Raw genomic sequence first — 16,671 nt, 5'->3', positions numbered from 1 at the left:
CGTGTGAGTGGGGCTTTGAGGGGCGGCCGGTGATCGGGCCGCAGTCGGTGTCCGGGCCGGCGTCGATCCCGATGCCGGGGGCACCGTCGGTCCTGGGCGATCGGGTCGGCCCGGATGCCGTGCTTCCGGTACATCACGTCCGGTCTCTCGGCACATGGGCGGCTCGCGGTACTTGTCCGCTTCATGAGACATGGGCGCTCATCCCGCAGCCTTCAGGGCGCGCAGCACGGCGTCGGCCATACCGCGCTCACCTCGCTCGTTGGGGTGAACCGGGGCCGCGTCCGCCGCCGGCATGAGGGGCTCGATCCAGCGGGTGTCCCGAGCCGCGCAGGCGTCACGGCCGAGGGACGGCCCGTAGGTGTCGACGTACACCGCCCCGGCGGCCTCGGCCCGCTTTTGCAGCGTGCTGTTGAGCTGCCGCTCCTTGGTGTCGAGGAACCGGACGTCCCCGGGGGCGAGGGTCATGTCGTCGTCGCAGCGCTTTCCCTCGGACGGCAGGATCGCCGGATAGCCGACGACGTACACCTCGGCCCGCGGCGCCCGGCGCTTCACCTCGGCGAGCGCGCCGGTCAGCCGCTCGCCCGCCACGTCGATCCGCCGCGCCACCTTGTCGGCGCCGTCGGAGTCGTACTCCCCGTGACAGGGCGCGTCGATCCCGGTGAACCTGCCGCTGCCGGTCAGCCGGTAGACGACGCCCTTCTTGACGCACTCCTGGATCGTGGCGGCGAAGCCGATGTCGTTGCCGCCCACGCCGATCGTGACCAGAGCGGTCCTCGCGGTGAGCGCGGAGAACTGGGCCGGGTTGACGCCGTTGTCCGTGGACTGGGCCGAGGAGAGGTCGGCGATCTTCGCGCCGCTGCAACTCATGTCGCGGAAGTCGGTCGTGTCCAGGGCCAGTTGCCGCGCGACCAGGGAGGGGTAGTTCCGGTCGGAACGGTCGCATCCCGCCGGGGTGGTGGCCTGGGTGGGAATCCCCGGGCCCGAGGTGTAGGAGTCGCCCAGTGCCACGTACGGGCCCTGTGGCAGCGCTGGGTCGTCGTCGCCGCGTCCGACGGCGATCACGGTGACCAGCACGCCGCATGCGACCGCCCCGGCCAGTCCGGCTCGTACAGAGTTCCTCATCGGTGTGTCCTGCCTTCCGTCTCCTCGGGCCGGCCGGGCCGGCACTGCTCGCTTCGGGGGCGCGTGGCCCGGGGGACGGTGGTGGGCGGTGAGCGGGACGGTCTCGGCGGCGCTGCCGGCCTCGTACGCCGGGGGAGTGGGCAGGGGGCTGCCCAGTGGTCACGAGGAGTCGCCGTAGAACCGGGGTGGGGTGTCCTCGGACCCGGCGCCGGACGGGGGGAGTTGTCCGATGCCGAGTCCGAGGGGCGCGCCGGTCCCCGTCCCCACGGGTTCGGCGCGGCGGGGCCGCCTTCGCTCAAGGCGGCCCCGGTCCGGGTGCCCGCGGCTCTTCGCCGCGCGGGCTTCGGTGACCTGGGCGGTCACCGGGGACGGTGGTCAGGTGGTGCGGGTCATGGGAACTCCTGCGGTCGTGGCGCGAGGGGTCCGTGGGGTCGCAGGGGTATTGCCGACGGCGACGGACTCCGGTTTGCTTGAGTCAGGCAAGCACATGTGAATTACTTGAGTCAAGCAAGCTAATGTCGAGTGGTGTCGAACGCGGAAGGGGACTGAGCTATTTTGCTTGAGTCACGCAAGCAGAATGTTAGGGTTGCGGACATGCCCACACCACCGTCGGCGGAAGTCCTCGCTTCGGCGGCGACGGACGTGGCCGAGATCGACCGGAATCTCAACCGGATCGCGCACCTGGCGTACCACGCCAGGCAGCACGGGCGACTGAGGGAACTGGCCGGCGTCCCGCTGGAGCGCTCCGCCGTGGTCCTCCTGCGGCAGATCGCCGACTCCGAACCCCTGCGCCCTGGAGAGCTGGCGAATCTGCTGGCCGTGGAGGCCTCGCACATCACCCGCCAGGTGCAGCAGCTCCAGAAGGCCGGTTACGTCACCCGCGTACCCGACCCCGACGACCGCCGTGCGCAGCGCATCCGGCTCACCCCGGCGGGCGCCGAGGCGGTCGTGCGTATCCGGGAGGTCAGTTGCCGCAGTATGCGGCGGGCCCTGGAGGGGTGGACGCCCCATGAACTCCGGCGGCTGACCGCCTTCGTGGACCGGATGGTCGACGATGTGCTCTCCGCCATCGACGCGGACGACGGCCGCGAGGCCGCCGTACCCCACCACACCCCCTGACCGCACCGGGCGGCGCGGCGTGCACCCCCACTCGCCGTGCCCTCCGATGTCACCGGACGGCCGACCGCCTTGGCGCGCGCGGTCGTCGAGACGTGAAGCGTGGATCCCATATGAACGGTCCTTCCAAGGCGAACATCTGCGAGAAACCGGCGCCGGTCCAGGGTCGCGAGCAACATGTCCTGGTCATCGTCGGCGATCCCGTGATCGCCGAACTGCTGTCGACGACGCTGGAGTTGGCGGGCTATCTGGTCTCCACGGCGTGTTCCGGGGCCGAGGCGCTGAGCCGGCTCGGGGGCTTCCGGTTCGACCTGGTGGTACTCGACCTGGCGCTGCCGGACCTGGACACGCTGGCGCGGCGGAATCGCGTCACCGGTGAACGCCCGGCGGTGCTCTTCCTGGCCGCACCCGACTCCCTGGGCGCGCTGCTCTCGGCGATGGGCCCGGTCGGGCGGGACTACGTGACCACGCCGTTCCGTATCGCCGAAGTCCTGGTCCGTGTACAGGTGTTGCTGCGCGACTGGAGCCCCGCACGGCAGCCGAGGGCACTGTCGTACGGCGAGCTGGCCCTGGACGACGCCACCTGCGAGGCGCGCCGCGGACCTCGTCCGCTCGATCTGACTCCGGCGGAGTACCGGCTGCTGCGCCACCTGCTGGTCAACTCCGGGAAGGTGCTGTCGAAGGAGGAGATCGCCCGGCATGTCTGGGGTGAGTACCGGGGCGGCAACGCGATCGAACAACTCGTCTCCCGGCTGCGCCGCAAGGTGAACCAGGAGACGCCGGCACTGATCCACACCCGCCGGGGGTTCGGCTACTGGCTCGGCGCCACCGCCCCCTGAGCAGGGATGGTCGACGACCGGCTCTCCCCGCTGCTCATGTACGCGGCACTCCTCGATCCACCCGACGGCGAACGCGGTGTGGAACGCCGGCCCGACATCCGAAGGGCCCTGTCGGTCGGGAGGGCGTCGATGGCGGAATTTACTTGAGTCACGCAACGAGATGGTAAACTTGAGGGTATGTCCACACCGCCACCCAAGACCCCTCCCGCCCCTAAGGATGTGGCAGAGATCGAGCGCGCTCTCACCCGCATCTCCTATCTGCTCAGCCGTGCCCGCCAGCACGACCGTCTGATGGCGATCGCCGGGGTCCCGCTCGACCGGGCCGCCACCGCGCTCCTGCGGCAGATCGCCGACTCCGAGCCGATGCGCCCCGGCGAACTCGCCAACCGGCTCGCGGTCGAGGCCTCCCATGTCACCCGCCAGGTGCAGCAGCTCCAGAAGGCCGGTTACGTCACCCGCGTACCCGACCCGGACGACCGTCGCGCCCAGCGCATCGAGCTGACCACCACGGGCGAGGTGGCCGTCGAGCGCGTCCGGGAGGCGAGCCGCCGCGGTATGCAGATGGCTCTCGGCGGCTGGTCCGCCGAGGAACTTCAGCAGCTCGCCGGCCTGTTCCACCGCATGGTCGACGACTTCCTCGCCTACTCCCTCGAAGACGACGGCGAGGCGGGCGTCGTCGAGCCCCTCCCCAGCGTCTGACACAGCACCTCGCGCCGTGTCGCACCGCGCCCGTGGTGCGATCACTCACTCCCCGTCGAGCACCAGCTCGACCGTGTGCCGGCCGGTTTCGGTCGCGGCGAGAACCGGGGCGCCCGGCCGGCCGTCCACCGTGCAGGAGCGCACCCGGTTCCCCGCGCCGGTCAGCGCGATGTCCAGGGTCAGGCTCCGCCAGCGCAGCCCGCGCAGTCGGACCGGCCCCCACCGCCGAGGCAGGCACGGTCTCAGCCGCACCGCGTCCGCCGACAACTCCAGGCCGACCAGACCCTCGTGGACAAGGCGCAGATACGCGGTCGCCGACCAGGTCTGATGCGGCTGCGAGACGAAGTGTTCGGCCCTGCCGCTCGCCCCGCTCTGCCAGCCCCCGTCCACCTTCCCGCTCACCGAGTCGTACACCTCGTAGAAGTCGCCCCCGCTGCCGGTGACGAGGTCCGCGAAGGACTCGACGGCGCGTGCGAACGGTTCGGTCCGGCCGGCGCCGGCCGCGGCCAGCCCGTACAGGCCGTGCACCATCGGCCAGACCATCACGTTGTGACGCCCGGGACGGCCGGCGCCGAACCGCGCGAAGTGCGGCCAGACGTTGACGATGCCGTGCGGCTGCCAGTGGATGCTGTCCAGGATCTGCCGCGCCCGCTGCCCGTCGGCCACGCCGAGCAGCAGCGCGAGCGCGAGCCCGGCGCCCTCCTGCGAGGTGTCGACGCGGCCCGCGAACGGACCGCCACCGTGCACGAGATACGCGTACGTGCCCGCGTCCGGCCGCCACAGATGCCGGTCGACCGCGACCCGCAGCCGCTCGGCCCCCGCACGCCACGACGTCGCCTCCGCAGGCCTGCCCAGCGCGTCGGCCATGGCCGCCAGAGCCGACCGGGCGCCGTAGTACAGGCAGTTCGTCGACAGGCACAGCAGGTCCGCGGCGTGCGGATGGTCCAGGACGAAGGACGAACGGACGCCCTCGGTCGAGGGCGGATCGGGATATCCGGAGATCCCGTCGTTCATGAACCCCGGCCCCCGGAAGAGCCCGTAGGCACGGTTGAAACTGTGCGTCTCGCGCGCCTCCATCGTGTGGACGGCCGTCTCGTGCGCCGTGGCCAGGAAATCCCGGTCGCCGGTGACGAGGTAGTGGTGCCAGGCGGCCACGATCCATACGACCTGGTCCCACCACTGGTTGTCCTGCTGCACGACCAGTCCGCCCGGCCCCCGGTCCACCACCGACCAGAGGGTGTTGCGCCCGAGGTCCGGCGTCAGCAGGGAGGCCGCGCTCCACGCGTTGACGGCCGCGTCCCGGGTCCACCGCTGCGGCGTCGGATAGCCGGCCCCGGCGCGTACGAGGGTGCCGGGAGGGTCGGTGAGCAGCCCGGCCTTGTCGTAGACCGCCGGATCCGCCGGGATGGTGTTGCGGTCGGACACGTCCGTCAGCGCGGACGCGTAGAGCCTGCCCAGCCGGCGCTGGGCGGCCGGGTCGTCGAAGGTGAGCGTGGGCATGCTGAACCCGATCGTGGGGACCACGGCGCGGGCGGTGGCCGGGGGTGGGCTGGCACCGGCGCGGGCCGCCGTGAGCGCCGTACCGCTCGCGGCCTTCAGGAACCCCCGTCGGTGAACCGGACCTCCCTTGCCGTCCCGGTCACCGGTGTCCTGCTCCGCAGCCGCCTTGCTCATTCCTCGCCGCTCCCTCTCCCGCCCGCGAGCCGTGTGCCTCCCGGAGCCCGGAGTAACGACGGCACCGCCCGGTCGGTGACGCGGCGGGTGAGGGGACCGGCGTCGGAGGGTGCTCGTGGGCGGCCGTTCGCGGCGGATCAGGCGATGCCTCCGTTGGCGCGCAGTACCTGGCCGTTGACCCAGTGGCCGTTCGGGCCGACCAGGAAGGACACGACCGAGGCGATGTCCCGCGGTGTCCCCAGGCGTTCCAGCGGGGGCTGGGCCGCCAGGCGGGCGACGGTCTCCTCGTCCTTCCCGTCGAGGAACAGGTCGGTGGCCGTCGGTCCGGGTGCGACGGCGTTGACGGTGATGTCCCGGCCGCGCATCTCCCGGGCGAGGATCAGCGTGAGGGCCTCGACGGCGCCCTTGCTCGCCGCGTAGGCGCCGTAGCCCGGGAAGGACAGACCGAGGACCGACGTGGAGAAGTTGACGAGCGCTCCGCCCGGACGCAGCCGGCGCGCCGCTTCCCGGTCGACGACGAACGTGCCCCGGATGTTGGTGCGGTGGAGGGCGTCGAGCTCGTCCAGGTCGAGTTCGGCTATCGGGGACAGCGCTATCCGGCCGGCCGCGTGGACGACGGCGTCGACGCCGCCGTACGTCCTCTCCGCGAGGTCGAACAGCGCGCTCACCTCGGCCTCCTCGGCGACATTGGCGCGGGCGGAGATCGCGGTGCCGCCGGCGGCCTCGATGGTGTGTACGGCTTCCTCGGCGGCCTCCTTGCCGCCCGCGTAGCCGACCACCACGGCGAAGCCGTCGGCGGCGAGCTGCTGGGCCACCTGGCGCCCTATGCCGCGCGAGCCGCCGGTGACGATCGCGGTGCGCGGGCCGGTGCGGGGAGTCCCGGACGGGGTGGTGCTGATCTGAGTGGTCATGACGGATCCCTTCGCCATCCTGCGTAGCAACGCTACGGTCGATTCGTATCGACGGTATCACGGAATCGTAGCGACGTTAAGAGGTGCTCGTAACGTCGCTACGAATGTCGTACCGTGAAGGGCATGGATGCGAGAGAGAAGATCCTGGACGCCGCCACGGAGCTGCTGGCCCGGGCGTCGGCCGCCGATGTGTCGACGCGCGCCGTGTGCGAGGCCGCCGGCGTGGGGGCGCCGATGCTCTACCGGCTCTTCGGCGACAAGGCCGGGCTGCTCGCGGCCGTGGTCGACCGGGGATTCGAGCAGTACCTCGCGTCCAAGCGCGCCGCCCGGCCCACCGCCGACCCGGTCGCAGACCTCAAGCGGGGCTGGGACAACCACATGCGTTTCGCGCTGGACCACCCGAACCACTACCGCCTGATGTACTCGCCCGAGCTCACCACGCCCCCCGCCGCCGCGAAGGAGGCCCACGACCTGCTGCACGGCGTGCTGGAGCGGTGCGCGGCGGCCGGGCTGCTGAGCGTCCCCCCGGAGGCCGCCACCCGGGTCGTCATGGCGGCGAACGTCGGCGCGGCCCTGTCCATGCTCACCAGGCCGGAGCAGTACCCCGACATCCGGTTCGCCGCCCGTCTGCGCGACTCGGTGATCGACTCCGTCACCCGCCCCGCCGGCGCCGGTGAACCGCGCGACACAGGCCGGGGGAGCGCCGTACCGACGGCGGCGGCCACCCTCGCGGCCCGGCTGCGGGCCGAACCCCCGCAACTGCTCACCGCGGTCGAGGCGGCCCTCCTCCAGCAGTGGCTGGAAACGCTCGCGGACTCCGGCGAGCCCACGGACTGACCATGGGCGACAGTCGAACACCCGCCTCTCGAACTGGATTTACCGTCCAGTAGGATCGCCCGGCACACCATCCGAGGAGGAAGCGTGCCCCGGTCCCAACGCTCACCCCTGCTGCTCGCCGGTCTGCTGGCCGCCGCGGGCGTCAACCACTTCGTCGCCCCCCGCACGTTCGACGCGATCGTGCCGCGCGCGCTGCCGGGTACGCCCAGGACCTGGACGTACGCCAGTGGCGTCGCCGAACTCGCGCTGGCGGCCGGGGTGGCGCTGCCGCGTACCCGGCGGGTCGCCGCGCTGGCCACCGCGGGCTTCTTCGTCGGGGTGTTCCCGGCCAACGTGAAGATGGCCGTCGACTGGCGCAACCGGCCCGCCGCCCTGCGGGCCGGGGCCATCGGGCGGCTGCCGCTCCAGGTGCCGCTCGTCCTGTGGGCACGCAGTGTCGCGAAGAACGGAGAGGGCCGGTCATGACAAAGGTGAACGTCGGCGACAAGATCGAGGACTTCGAGCTGCCCGACGAGAGCGGAGCGCCGCGTCGGCTCTCCGAACTGCTCGTCGACGGGCCGATCGTCCTCTTCTTCTATCCCGCGGCCCTTACCCCCGGCTGCACGGCCGAGGCCTGCCACTTCCGGGACCTGGCCGCCGAGTTCGCCGCCATCGGCGCGCGGCCGGTCGGGATCAGCGGGGACTCGGTCGACCGCCAGCAGGAGTTCGCGCAGAGCCACACGCTCGGTATGCCGCTCCTGTCGGACGCCGACGGAACGGTCCGTGAGCTGTTCGGCGTCAAGCGCGGGTTCTCGATGATGCCCACCAAGCGGGTCACCTTCGTCATAGCCCAGGACCGGACGGTCCTGGAGGTCGTGACGAGCGAGCTGCGGATGAACACCCACGCGGACCGTGCCCTCGCCGCACTCCGCGCCCACAAGAACTGACGTTCCCTTCCCGTCGTTCCCCGCCCGTCCTCCGCCTCATCGTGGCGCGGTGGGCGGGGTTCGCCGCGCCGGGGTGCGCCAGCGGGGTTGATGCCCCGGGGCCCAGGGACCATCCTGGGGCGTATGAAACAAGTCGCCGCCGCGGTGATCATCGATGTCCGAGGCATGGTGACGGGATGGAGCGAGGGTGCCCGGCGGTTGACGGGGCACGCGGCCGAGGCCGTCGTCGGACGTCCGGCCGCCGAACTCCTCGCCGAGGACCCGCCGCCGACGGCGATGACCGAGCTGGCCGGCGTGGTCGCGCTCCGCCACCGGGACGGCCACCGCGTCGAACTCACCGTCAGTGCGTGCGCCGTACTGGGCGAGGACGGCCACGTGCGGGGATTCGTCGTCACCGCCCTGCCCGAACCGGCGGCGCCCGAGCCGCGGACGGTCGCGCGGGGGCCCGCCTCGCTGGAGCGGGCCATCCGGCAGGCCTCCGTGTCGATGTCCGCCTTCGACACGGACCAGCGCTACACATGGCTCAACGGCGCGGCCTGTGACCTGATGGGGGTCGAGGAACAGGCCCTGATCGGGCAGTTCTACGGGGACGCGAACATCGTGCCCGACGACCGGATCAACCAGGGATTCCTGCTCAACCTGCGCGAGGTCACCCGCACGGGCGTCCCCGTACGCTACGAGGCCTTCGGCAAGGACGTGGACGACGGCCGGGAACACGCCTGGAGCCTCGAGATGTGGCCGGTGCGCGACGACCTGGGTGCCGTGGTCTCGGTGGGCATCGCCGCGTTCGACAGCAGCGAACAGCACTGGGCGCGGCGGCGGCTCGCCCTGCTCAACGAGGCGGCCGCGGCCATCGGCACCACCCTCGACGTCGTCCGCACCGCCGAGGAACTCGTCGAACTCGTCGTGCCCCGGTTCGCCGACTTCGTCAGCGTCGACCTGCTCGACTGGGTGCTCGGCGCGGACGAACCCACGCCCGCACAGGCCGACGAGGTCGTACTGCACCGGGTCGCCCACGGTTCCGTCACCGAGGGCACGCCGGAGGCCGTCATTCCGCTGGGCGCGAAGGACACCTATCCGCCGTTCACCCCGCCCGTGCGGGCGATCGCGGAGGGCCGGGCGGTGCTCGGGCGGGCCGGCGAGCAGGCGTTCGACGACTGGGTGGCGGAGCGCAACGCCCGCGAGCCCGTCGGCCGCCCGTACCGCAAGGGCGTCCACTCCATGGTCACCGTGCCGCTGCGGGCCCGTGGCACCACGCTGGGCGTCGCGGTCTTCCTGCGCATCGGCCGCCCGGACCCCTACACCGAGGACGACGTCGTCCTCGCCGAGGAACTGACCAGCCGCGCCGCCATCTGTGTCGACAACGCCCGCCGCTTCGCCCGTGAGCGCACGACCGCGCTGGCCCTCCAGCACAGCCTGCTGCCCCGGGGGCTGCCCGGCCAGGCGGCCGTCGAGGTCGCCCACCGCTACCTGCCCTGCGGATCGGTGGCCGGCATCGGCGGCGACTGGTTCGACGTCATCCCGCTGTCCGGCAGCCGGGTCGCCCTCTGCGTCGGCGACGTCGTCGGGCACGGCATCCAGTCCTCAGCGACCATGGGACGGCTCCGTACGGCCGTACGGACCCTCGCGGACGTCGATCTGCCGCCGGACGAACTCCTCACCCACCTCGACGACCTGGTCACCCATCTGGCCGACGAGGTGGACGGTGCCGATGTCGCCGAACTGGGCGCCACCTGCCTCTACGCCGTATACGACCCGGTCTCGCGCCGGCTCACCCTCGCCTCCGCCGGACACCCGCCGCCGGCCGTCGTACCGCCCGGCGGCGTCGCCGAGCTGATCGAGGTGACGGCGGGACCGCCGCTCGGCGTCGGCGGCCTGCCCTTCGAGGCGACCGAGCTGAAACTGCCCGAGGGGTCACTCCTCGCCCTCTACACCGACGGGCTGATCGAGGACCGCGACCGGGACATCGACCACGCCACCGCCGAGCTCTGCCGCGCGCTGAACCTGCCCGGCGCCTCGCTCGACGCCGTGTGCGACGCGGTGCTCAAGGCCGTGCTGCCCGAGCAGCCGGGCGACGACGTGGCCCTGCTGCTCGCCCGCACGCACGCGCTGGGCGCCGGCCGGGTGGCCACCTGGGACGTTCCGCCGGACCCCGCGCACGTGGCCGTCACCCGCCAGGCCGCCATGGAACAACTGGCCGCCTGGGGACTGGCGGAGGAGGCCTTCGTCACCGAACTGGTCGTCAGCGAACTCGTCACCAACGCCATCCGGTACGGCGAACCGCCCATCCAGCTCCGGCTGATCCGCGACCGCGCCCTCATCGTCGAGGTCTCCGACGGCAGCTCCACCTCACCGCACCTGCGCCGTGCGCACGTCTACGACGAGGGCGGCCGTGGCCTGCTGCTCGTCGCCCAGCTCACCCAGCGCTGGGGCAGCCGCCAGACGGGCACGGGCAAGACGATCTGGGCGGAGCAGCCGCTGCCGGCGGAGTGACGCGGACGACCGGTCCGGTTCAGTGACCGGTCGATTCCGGATCAGTGACCCGTCACTCGAAGTCGCACCCGGGGTTCGGCGCGTCCTCCGAGAAGGGCGAGCCGTGCGGCAGTACGTACAGGACGTCGAGTACGACAGGTGTGCTGCCGAGATTGCGGCCGATGTGGATGTTCCCGGGGCCGGCCGGCTCGCTGATGGCGCTGCCCTGCGGATACACGCCGTCGGACTCGCAGGTGGAGTCGAAGTGGCTGAGGGTGCCCTGCTTGACGAGGCCGTAGAGGGAGCCGTCGTGGTAGTGCCAGCCGGTGGCCTGGCCTGCGGGGATGGTGATCTCCCGCAGGGTGTAGTCGGTGTCGCCGATGGTGGTCCGGGCGAGTATGCGGCCCGACACTCCCGGCCCGGCCGGCGTGGCGTGGGCCGTGCCGCAGGCGAGCACCGCGGTGACCGTGACGGCCCCGGCCGTGGCGGTGCGAAGCAGGTTGCGCATGGTGGGGTCCCCTCGATGGCGAGAGCGTGAGCGCGTTGTGAGCAGGTCGACGTGATCTTAGGGTGTGCCGTGGGCGGCGGAAAGAGGGCAGGGGGCCCGCTGAACATGAACAGGACGCGCCGGTGTCTGCCCGTGCGTCACGTACGGGCAGACACCGGCGTTGGGGCGGGACGGATTTTCAGGCCGGCTCGGCCACTGTCTCGGCCGGGAGCCCTGTCCTCACCGTGCTGTCCGTTTCCGGCCGGTGCGGGCGCGGAATGCCCAGCGCGCACAGCGCGCCCGCGAACACCACGACCACGCCGACCCACACCGCCGGGTGCAGCCCGTCCACGAACCGCTGCGGCGACCCCGTGCCGCCGTGTGCCACGAACACCGTGCTCAGTACGGCGATACCGAGCGCCCCGCCGATCTCCTGGACGGTGGTGTTGGCGCCGGATGCCTTGCCCGCGTGCTCGCGGCTGACCGAGCCCAGCACGACCGCCGCCGTCGGCTGGAGCTGCTGGGTGTTCGCCTCCAGGTCGACGGCCAGCGTGTGCAGGGCGGTCGGGACGACCAGGTTGTCGAGCGCGACCATGAACATGGGCACGCTGCACGCGACGATCGCGACCCACAGCGGCACACGCCGGCCCGTGACCGACGGCGCGACGGCCGCGCCCTCAGCGACCGGGTTCTCTTCGGACGGCGTCATGGCGGGGGAGCCTCCTGGGCGGCGAGTGGATGAGTCAGCGGTGCGGTGGTGCGGCAGAAATGGGCAGGCGGGGCGGGGTCAGCCGGTCGGTGAGGTGCCGTCGGCGTCCGCGCGCTCCTGGGCGGCCAGCCGGTCGCGCGCGTCCGGCCAGTCGATGGGCAGGCCCGCCGCCGGGGTCTCCCAGAAGGTGAAGACCGAGCGGTTCATCGTGGAGCGCAGGCCGGTCATGACCGACTTGTGCGGCTCGGTCCGCGCGTATGCGTAGAGGGCCTGCTTGTCCTCCCAGGCCGACAGCGTCCAGAACGTGCGCTTCAGCGGCTCGGCGATCAGCGAGGCGCCGTACGCGCCGGGCGCGCTCTTCACCTGCTTCCACGCGGCGAGGGACCGCAGGAAGAAGCGGGGGACGTCGCGCAGGGAGCGGACTTCCAGACGGGACGCCATGACGAACACCGTCGCGTCCGACGTGGGCTCGTTGACAGTGGTCCAGGGCAGAGTGGGCATGTCTGCGGCCTTCTTCTGAGAGGCAGGGCGGAGTAGAGGCTCTTTTGGATACCTCCACTATCCATGTTAGACAGTGGAGGTATCCAATGACCAGAGCGGAGCCCGACCGATGCGAATGTCCGAGCTGAGCCGCCGCAGTGGTGTCTCTGTCACGACGATCAAGTACTACCTCCGCGAAGGTCTCCTCCCGGCCGGACGCCAGCTGTCGGCGACGCAGGCCGAGTACGACGAGAACCACCTGCGCAGACTCCGGCTGATCCGCGCGCTGATCGGCGTACGCGGCCTGTCCGTCAGCACCGCCCGGGAGGTGCTGGGCGCACTCACCGAGCACACCGCCGACACCCACCGCCTCCTGGGGCTCACGGTCGGGGCGATCCGGCTGGCCGACGAGGCCGAGGCGGACTCCCCGGAACCGGCCGAAGTCGACGCGCTGATCGAGGAGTTGGGCTGGGACGTGCACAAGTCCGCCCCCGCCCGCGCCATCCTGGCCGACACCCTCGCCTCGCTGCGCACCCTCGGCTCCCCGCTGGACCGGCGGATGCTCCTGCCGTACGCCCGGCTGGCCGAGGAGACCGCGGTCCTCGATCTCGACCAACTGGACGGAATCGAGGACCCGTTGGAGGTCGCCGAACGCGCGCTTGTACTCACCGTCCTCCTGGAACCCGCGCTCATGGCACTGCGGCGCATGGCCCAGCAGAACGAGTCGGCCCGACGGCACGCGGACGGGAAGGACGGGACGGACGGGGTCTACCGGGCGGACAACTGAACTGCTCTACCGGCCCAGTTCGCGCAGCAACCTGTCCGTCGCCGCCTCCTTTCCGGCGGAGAACGCGGCCTCGTGCGAGCCGATCCGGTCGTGGTACTGCTCCTTGGAGCGGAAGTGCGAGCCGCCAGGCCCCTCCTCGTCGAACCTGCGGGCCTCGCGCCGGATGATCTGGAACTCCTCGGGACAGCGGGCCGTTTCAGTGCGGCGGGCAGCAGGGCCGCCAGGTCTCCCACGGTGGTTGCTGTCCGGCCTGCGGTGAGCCATAGTCCGCGTCTTCGGGGACCGCGCCCAGGTCGAGCGAGGTGAGGCTGGTGCCGTCCGGCAGCGCGTTCGCGATCCCCTCGTACACCTGGACGGCGAGGGTGCCCGGATGGACGACGTACACCGTGTCCCGGACGCGGCGGTGCGGAAGGGGCGGACGAGTGACGGCGGATCCTTGCGCGGTGGCCGCACGACGGCCGCACTCCTCGACTGTGCAGGCAGCCAGGTCCTGGACCGTCGGGTGTTACCAGAGGGCCGTCGTGCTCAGCTCGAAGCCGTGCCGGTTCTCCATCTCGCCGGCGAGGATCAGTGCCTCGGTCGAGTCGAGGTCGAGTTCGTCGAAGGACACCTCGGGCGAGATCTCGCCCGTTGTGACGATCCGAGCCGGCGTCGGTCGGCGGGCCGGTACGCAATCGGGTCGGATGGACGGCAGCGTTTTTTGACTTACTTCACCACGCACGGCAGGGGTCAACCCGTCAGTAGGTGGGGGTAAAAATTCCGGTCTCCTGGTCCAGACATGCCGCTCCGCATGAGACGAGCTGTGTTCGGGAGTGGCCGCCCGAAGCACGCGGACGACAGTCTTGCCAGCTCACTGATCTTGGACAACCACTCTTCCGGAGAGTGGAAAGAAATCGTGGTTTACGGGCGTAGAACGCGAGGCGGAATATGTTACCGGCGGGTGAAGCCCTGGCCGGTGACATCAGCGTCGACGCTAATTCCGCGATTCGCCGCCGCGCCGGAATGTGCCAGGTGTCATATTCACTCGTCGCGCGAAGAACTTGCCGAAGTTCGTGACTTCGGTGAACCCGAGCTGGCGGGCGATGGTACCGACGGGCAGATCCGTGTGGACCAGCAGGCGCTTCGCCTCCAGGGCGACGCGGGCGTCGATCAGGTCCTTGGTGGAGGTGCCGGCGACGATGCGACAGGCCCGGGACAGCGTGCGGGGCGTGCAGTTGAGCGCGGCAGCGTAGTCCTCGACGAGCCGGGTCGTGCCGTAGGAGGCCTCCAGCTCGCGCCGGAAACGCAGGAACAGCTCAGCGTTCTCGCCGGAGGGGGTGTCGGCCTCCCGGTGGTCATTGCGCTGGTTGCGGCACATCTGGTCGATGTGCATCAGGGCGACCGCCAGCAGATGCTTGAGGATGTCCTCGCCGAGGCCCTGGTCCGGCCGCTCGAACTCCTCCCGCATCAGGGTCAGCAACCGCTTGAAGGTGGCCAGCTCGTCGTCGCGGAGCTGCCAGTGGCAGGGGCGCAGGACGTCGTCGAGCATTCCCATCTGGGCCCGCAGCCGCAGGGGAAAGGTCTCGGTGAACAGGACGAGGTGGGCTTCCAAGTTCGGCGCCGACGCGAACTGGATCACCTGGTTCGGCCGGATCCACAGCAGGGAGCCCGTCCGGCACGGGTAGCGCGTGGAGTCGATCGTGAAGTCTCCGGTTCCCGATCCGACCAGCATGATCTGGTGATAGGCGAGCCGGTGGGGCGCGGTGGCGAAGTCGATGGAGTCCTTCGCGCGCACCTCACTGAGCGAGGTCATGGCCATGCCGACCCCGGGTCTGCAGAGGGGGGTGTAGGGGATCACGGGGATCGGTAACGAAGCGAAATCGACCATGAGCGTTCCGGAATCGACCTTTCTCAGGCTTCTTTAAAAATCAATGATAGGCGTGGCCGCCCGTTGCCAGATCACTTCTGGCACATGCACGAGTAACCGCCCCCACATGATGTGCAGGTGAAGGGAAGTTGACGGGATGACCACTCACCCAGGCGCCCCCGAGCGCTCGGTTGTCGACCGGACGCTCAGCATCCTCGGCGTCTTCGACCGCGACAACCGCACCCTGACGCTGAGCGACATCAGCCGGCGATCCAATCTTCCGGTCGCCACGGTCCATCGCATCGTCAACAAGCTCCATGGCTGGGGCGCACTGGAACGAGGAGAAGAAGGCGGTTACAGCATCGGCCTTCGACTGTGGGAGACGGCGACGCTGGCCCCCCGCTACTCGGGCCTGGCCGAGGCCGCGCAGTCCCACCTCGTGGAACTCCAGGGCCAGTCCGGTGGCGCGGCGGTCCTCGCCCTGCGCGACGGAACGGAGAGCGTCTGTCTGTCCTTCCTCTCCAGCGACCCCGGTCTCACGGCGTACTGGGGTGACCCCGGCTGCCGGCTCCCCCTGCACGTGACAGCGACGGGCCTGGTCCTGCTGGCGAACGCGGGTGTCGTTCTGCAGGACGAGATCTGCGCCGGCCCGCTGCGGGCGTACACCGCCGCCACCATCACCAACGGCACCACGCTGAGGAATCATCTGAGCAGGACAAGGCGCGAAGGCTACGCGATGGTGTGCGGCACCCTGCGCGAGGGCCGGGGAGCGATCGCGGCCCCGGTGCGCGACGCGCGCGGCACAGTGGTGGCGTCGGTGGGCGTCGTGGGCCCGGTGAACATGCTCCAGCCGTCCCGGCTGGTCCCACTGGTCATGGCCACGGCCGAGGCGGTCTCCCAGCAGGACCGGACGGAAGGGTGGCGGATGGCGGGGGTGGGCGCGTAGCCCGCCCTACCCCACGTACGCCGTCCCGCCCCCGGCCGCCAATGCCCGCGCGATCAGCCGAGCGGCCCGCAGCCGTTCCGACTCCGGTACCGGGGGCAGGAGTTCCTCCCACAGGGCGAGGAACATGCCGCGCAACTGGGCCAGGCCGGCGGGGCGGGCCAACAGCCAGAAGCGGAGGTGGGCGCCGCCGTCCCACCGGTTGACGTGCACCCGGTTGACGTGCACCCGTGCGACGCCGTCCACAGCCAGGACGGCCCGCTCGGCGCGCTGCGGCAGCGGGCCCAGCTCGGCCGACCGGGCGGCGGGCAGGTCACCCAGGTCGTAGTGGTCGCGCGGCTGCAGCAGCACGACGGCGGGCAGCCGCACCTCGCCGACCGCGTCCAACCGCCAGTGTTCGTCCGCCCAGAGCGCGTCCGTGTGGGGCTTGCGCAGATCATGCAGTACTCGGGGCCCGGCCTCGCCGTCGCGATCCGGCTCGGGCAGCACCGGAGGCAGCAACGGCTCGATCCGCAGCTCTTCTTCGAACGGCTCGAAGGGGAAGGTCTCCCACGCGGTGACCGGGTCCCCGGGCGTCGGCAGCCGTTCCCCGGCAGGCAGGCGTCGGACGAAGGCACTGGGCTCGGGGACATCGGATGCGGCAGCGGTCATCGTCGCGGCCTGCCGGCCGCGCCCGCCGCGCCGAAGCCCTGCGACCAGCCCCCACGGACCCGCGGGTTGATGTACCGGGCGGCCGGCGAAGCGCGACGCCAGGTCGCCACGCCCGCCGAATACTGGCACGCTCACCAGCGAGACCGACACGACGGACCCACGATCGGAGCGT

Annotated in this window: 19 protein-coding genes; 9 read left to right on the top strand and 10 right to left on the bottom strand. The window is 71.2% G+C overall.

Features of this window, described 5'->3' with window-relative positions:
* Positions 1-198 precede the first annotated feature (198 nt).
* Positions 199-1,122 (bottom strand): SGNH/GDSL hydrolase family protein, encoded by a 924-nt coding sequence (locus ACW4TU_RS02145; protein ID WP_457424025.1) that lies wholly within the window; start codon positions 1,120-1,122, stop codon positions 199-201.
* Between the two features lie 594 nt (positions 1,123-1,716).
* Between ACW4TU_RS02145 and ACW4TU_RS02140 the strand changes: the two genes are divergently transcribed.
* From ACW4TU_RS02140 to ACW4TU_RS02130, 3 genes are all read left to right on the top strand, one after another.
* Positions 1,717-2,241 carry a MarR family winged helix-turn-helix transcriptional regulator gene (locus ACW4TU_RS02140; RefSeq protein ID WP_457424023.1) on the top strand — a complete coding sequence of 175 codons (525 nt, stop codon included), beginning with the start codon at positions 1,717-1,719 and terminating at the stop codon, positions 2,239-2,241.
* Between the two features lie 110 nt (positions 2,242-2,351).
* Positions 2,352-3,077 carry a response regulator transcription factor gene (locus ACW4TU_RS02135; protein WP_457424021.1) on the top strand — a complete coding sequence of 242 codons (726 nt, stop codon included), beginning with the start codon at positions 2,352-2,354 and terminating at the stop codon, positions 3,075-3,077.
* Between the two features lie 177 nt (positions 3,078-3,254).
* Positions 3,255-3,776 (top strand): MarR family winged helix-turn-helix transcriptional regulator, encoded by a 522-nt coding sequence (locus ACW4TU_RS02130; protein WP_457424019.1) that lies wholly within the window; start codon positions 3,255-3,257, stop codon positions 3,774-3,776.
* A gap of 45 nt (positions 3,777-3,821) precedes the next feature.
* Here the strand turns inward: ACW4TU_RS02130 and ACW4TU_RS02125 are convergent, their stop codons facing one another.
* A complete protein-coding gene (locus tag ACW4TU_RS02125; protein ID WP_457424017.1) occupies positions 3,822-5,450 on the bottom strand; it encodes an MGH1-like glycoside hydrolase domain-containing protein in 1,629 nt (542 codons plus the stop codon).
* Positions 5,451-5,587: 137 nt separating this feature from the next.
* Positions 5,588-6,361 (bottom strand): SDR family oxidoreductase, encoded by a 774-nt coding sequence (locus ACW4TU_RS02120; RefSeq protein ID WP_457424015.1) that lies wholly within the window; start codon positions 6,359-6,361, stop codon positions 5,588-5,590.
* Between the two features lie 123 nt (positions 6,362-6,484).
* On the opposite strand from ACW4TU_RS02120, the gene ACW4TU_RS02115 reads away from it, so the two are divergent.
* The 4 genes from ACW4TU_RS02115 to ACW4TU_RS02100 all read left to right on the top strand — a co-directional run bounded on the left by ACW4TU_RS02115 (position 6,485) and on the right by ACW4TU_RS02100 (position 10,617).
* On the top strand, positions 6,485-7,198 hold the full coding sequence (locus ACW4TU_RS02115; protein ID WP_457424013.1) for a TetR/AcrR family transcriptional regulator: 714 nt from the start codon (positions 6,485-6,487) through the stop codon (positions 7,196-7,198).
* 84 nt (positions 7,199-7,282) lie between these two features.
* Entirely contained in the window at positions 7,283-7,663 is a 381-nt protein-coding gene (locus ACW4TU_RS02110) for a DoxX family protein (RefSeq protein WP_457424011.1), read from the top strand.
* Positions 7,660-8,124 (top strand): peroxiredoxin, encoded by a 465-nt coding sequence (locus ACW4TU_RS02105; protein ID WP_457424009.1) that lies wholly within the window; start codon positions 7,660-7,662, stop codon positions 8,122-8,124. Before ACW4TU_RS02110 ends, ACW4TU_RS02105 begins: the two co-directional genes overlap by 4 nt.
* A 123-nt stretch (positions 8,125-8,247) precedes the next feature.
* Positions 8,248-10,617, top strand: coding sequence for an ATP-binding SpoIIE family protein phosphatase (locus ACW4TU_RS02100; protein WP_457424007.1), 2,370 nt, complete (start codon positions 8,248-8,250; stop codon positions 10,615-10,617).
* A gap of 52 nt (positions 10,618-10,669) precedes the next feature.
* Here the strand turns inward: ACW4TU_RS02100 and ACW4TU_RS02095 are convergent, their stop codons facing one another.
* From ACW4TU_RS02095 to ACW4TU_RS02085, 3 genes are all read right to left on the bottom strand, one after another.
* Positions 10,670-11,104 (bottom strand): cupin domain-containing protein, encoded by a 435-nt coding sequence (locus ACW4TU_RS02095; RefSeq protein ID WP_457424005.1) that lies wholly within the window; start codon positions 11,102-11,104, stop codon positions 10,670-10,672.
* Between the two features lie 178 nt (positions 11,105-11,282).
* Positions 11,283-11,792, bottom strand: a complete 510-nt coding sequence (locus ACW4TU_RS02090) for an MFS transporter (RefSeq protein WP_457424003.1) — start codon at positions 11,790-11,792, stop codon at positions 11,283-11,285.
* 78 nt (positions 11,793-11,870) lie between these two features.
* Positions 11,871-12,293, bottom strand: coding sequence for a DUF3291 domain-containing protein (locus tag ACW4TU_RS02085; RefSeq protein ID WP_457424001.1), 423 nt, complete (start codon positions 12,291-12,293; stop codon positions 11,871-11,873).
* Between the two features lie 109 nt (positions 12,294-12,402).
* Here ACW4TU_RS02085 and ACW4TU_RS02080 point away from each other — a divergent pair, with 109 nt between their 5' ends.
* Positions 12,403-13,059: a MerR family transcriptional regulator gene (locus ACW4TU_RS02080; protein ID WP_457423999.1), complete on the top strand. Its 657-nt coding sequence runs from the start codon at positions 12,403-12,405 to the stop codon at positions 13,057-13,059.
* A gap of 6 nt (positions 13,060-13,065) precedes the next feature.
* Here ACW4TU_RS02080 and ACW4TU_RS02075 read toward each other — a convergent pair whose 3' ends face one another.
* The 3 genes from ACW4TU_RS02075 to ACW4TU_RS02065 all read right to left on the bottom strand — a co-directional run bounded on the left by ACW4TU_RS02075 (position 13,066) and on the right by ACW4TU_RS02065 (position 14,851).
* The gene (locus ACW4TU_RS02075; protein ID WP_457423997.1) at positions 13,066-13,323 is read right to left on the bottom strand and encodes a hypothetical protein; all 258 of its coding nucleotides are present in this window, start codon (positions 13,321-13,323) and stop codon (positions 13,066-13,068) included.
* 241 nt (positions 13,324-13,564) lie between these two features.
* A complete protein-coding gene (locus ACW4TU_RS02070) occupies positions 13,565-13,780 on the bottom strand; it encodes a phosphopantetheine-binding protein (RefSeq protein ID WP_457423995.1) in 216 nt (71 codons plus the stop codon).
* A gap of 252 nt (positions 13,781-14,032) precedes the next feature.
* Positions 14,033-14,851 carry a helix-turn-helix domain-containing protein gene (locus ACW4TU_RS02065; RefSeq protein WP_457423993.1) on the bottom strand — a complete coding sequence of 273 codons (819 nt, stop codon included), beginning with the start codon at positions 14,849-14,851 and terminating at the stop codon, positions 14,033-14,035.
* A 211-nt stretch (positions 14,852-15,062) separates the two neighbouring features.
* Between ACW4TU_RS02065 and ACW4TU_RS02060 the strand changes: the two genes are divergently transcribed.
* Positions 15,063-15,851, top strand: coding sequence for an IclR family transcriptional regulator (locus ACW4TU_RS02060; protein WP_457423991.1), 789 nt, complete (start codon positions 15,063-15,065; stop codon positions 15,849-15,851).
* 6 nt (positions 15,852-15,857) lie between these two features.
* On the opposite strand, the gene ACW4TU_RS02055 is transcribed toward ACW4TU_RS02060, so the two are convergent.
* On the bottom strand, positions 15,858-16,499 hold the full coding sequence (locus ACW4TU_RS02055; protein WP_457423989.1) for a hypothetical protein: 642 nt from the start codon (positions 16,497-16,499) through the stop codon (positions 15,858-15,860).
* Positions 16,500-16,671 lie beyond the last annotated feature (172 nt).

The sequence above is a fragment of the Streptomyces kryoterrae genome (genome assembly GCF_054072135.1).
This window is presented reverse-complemented; position numbering and strand designations above follow the sequence as displayed.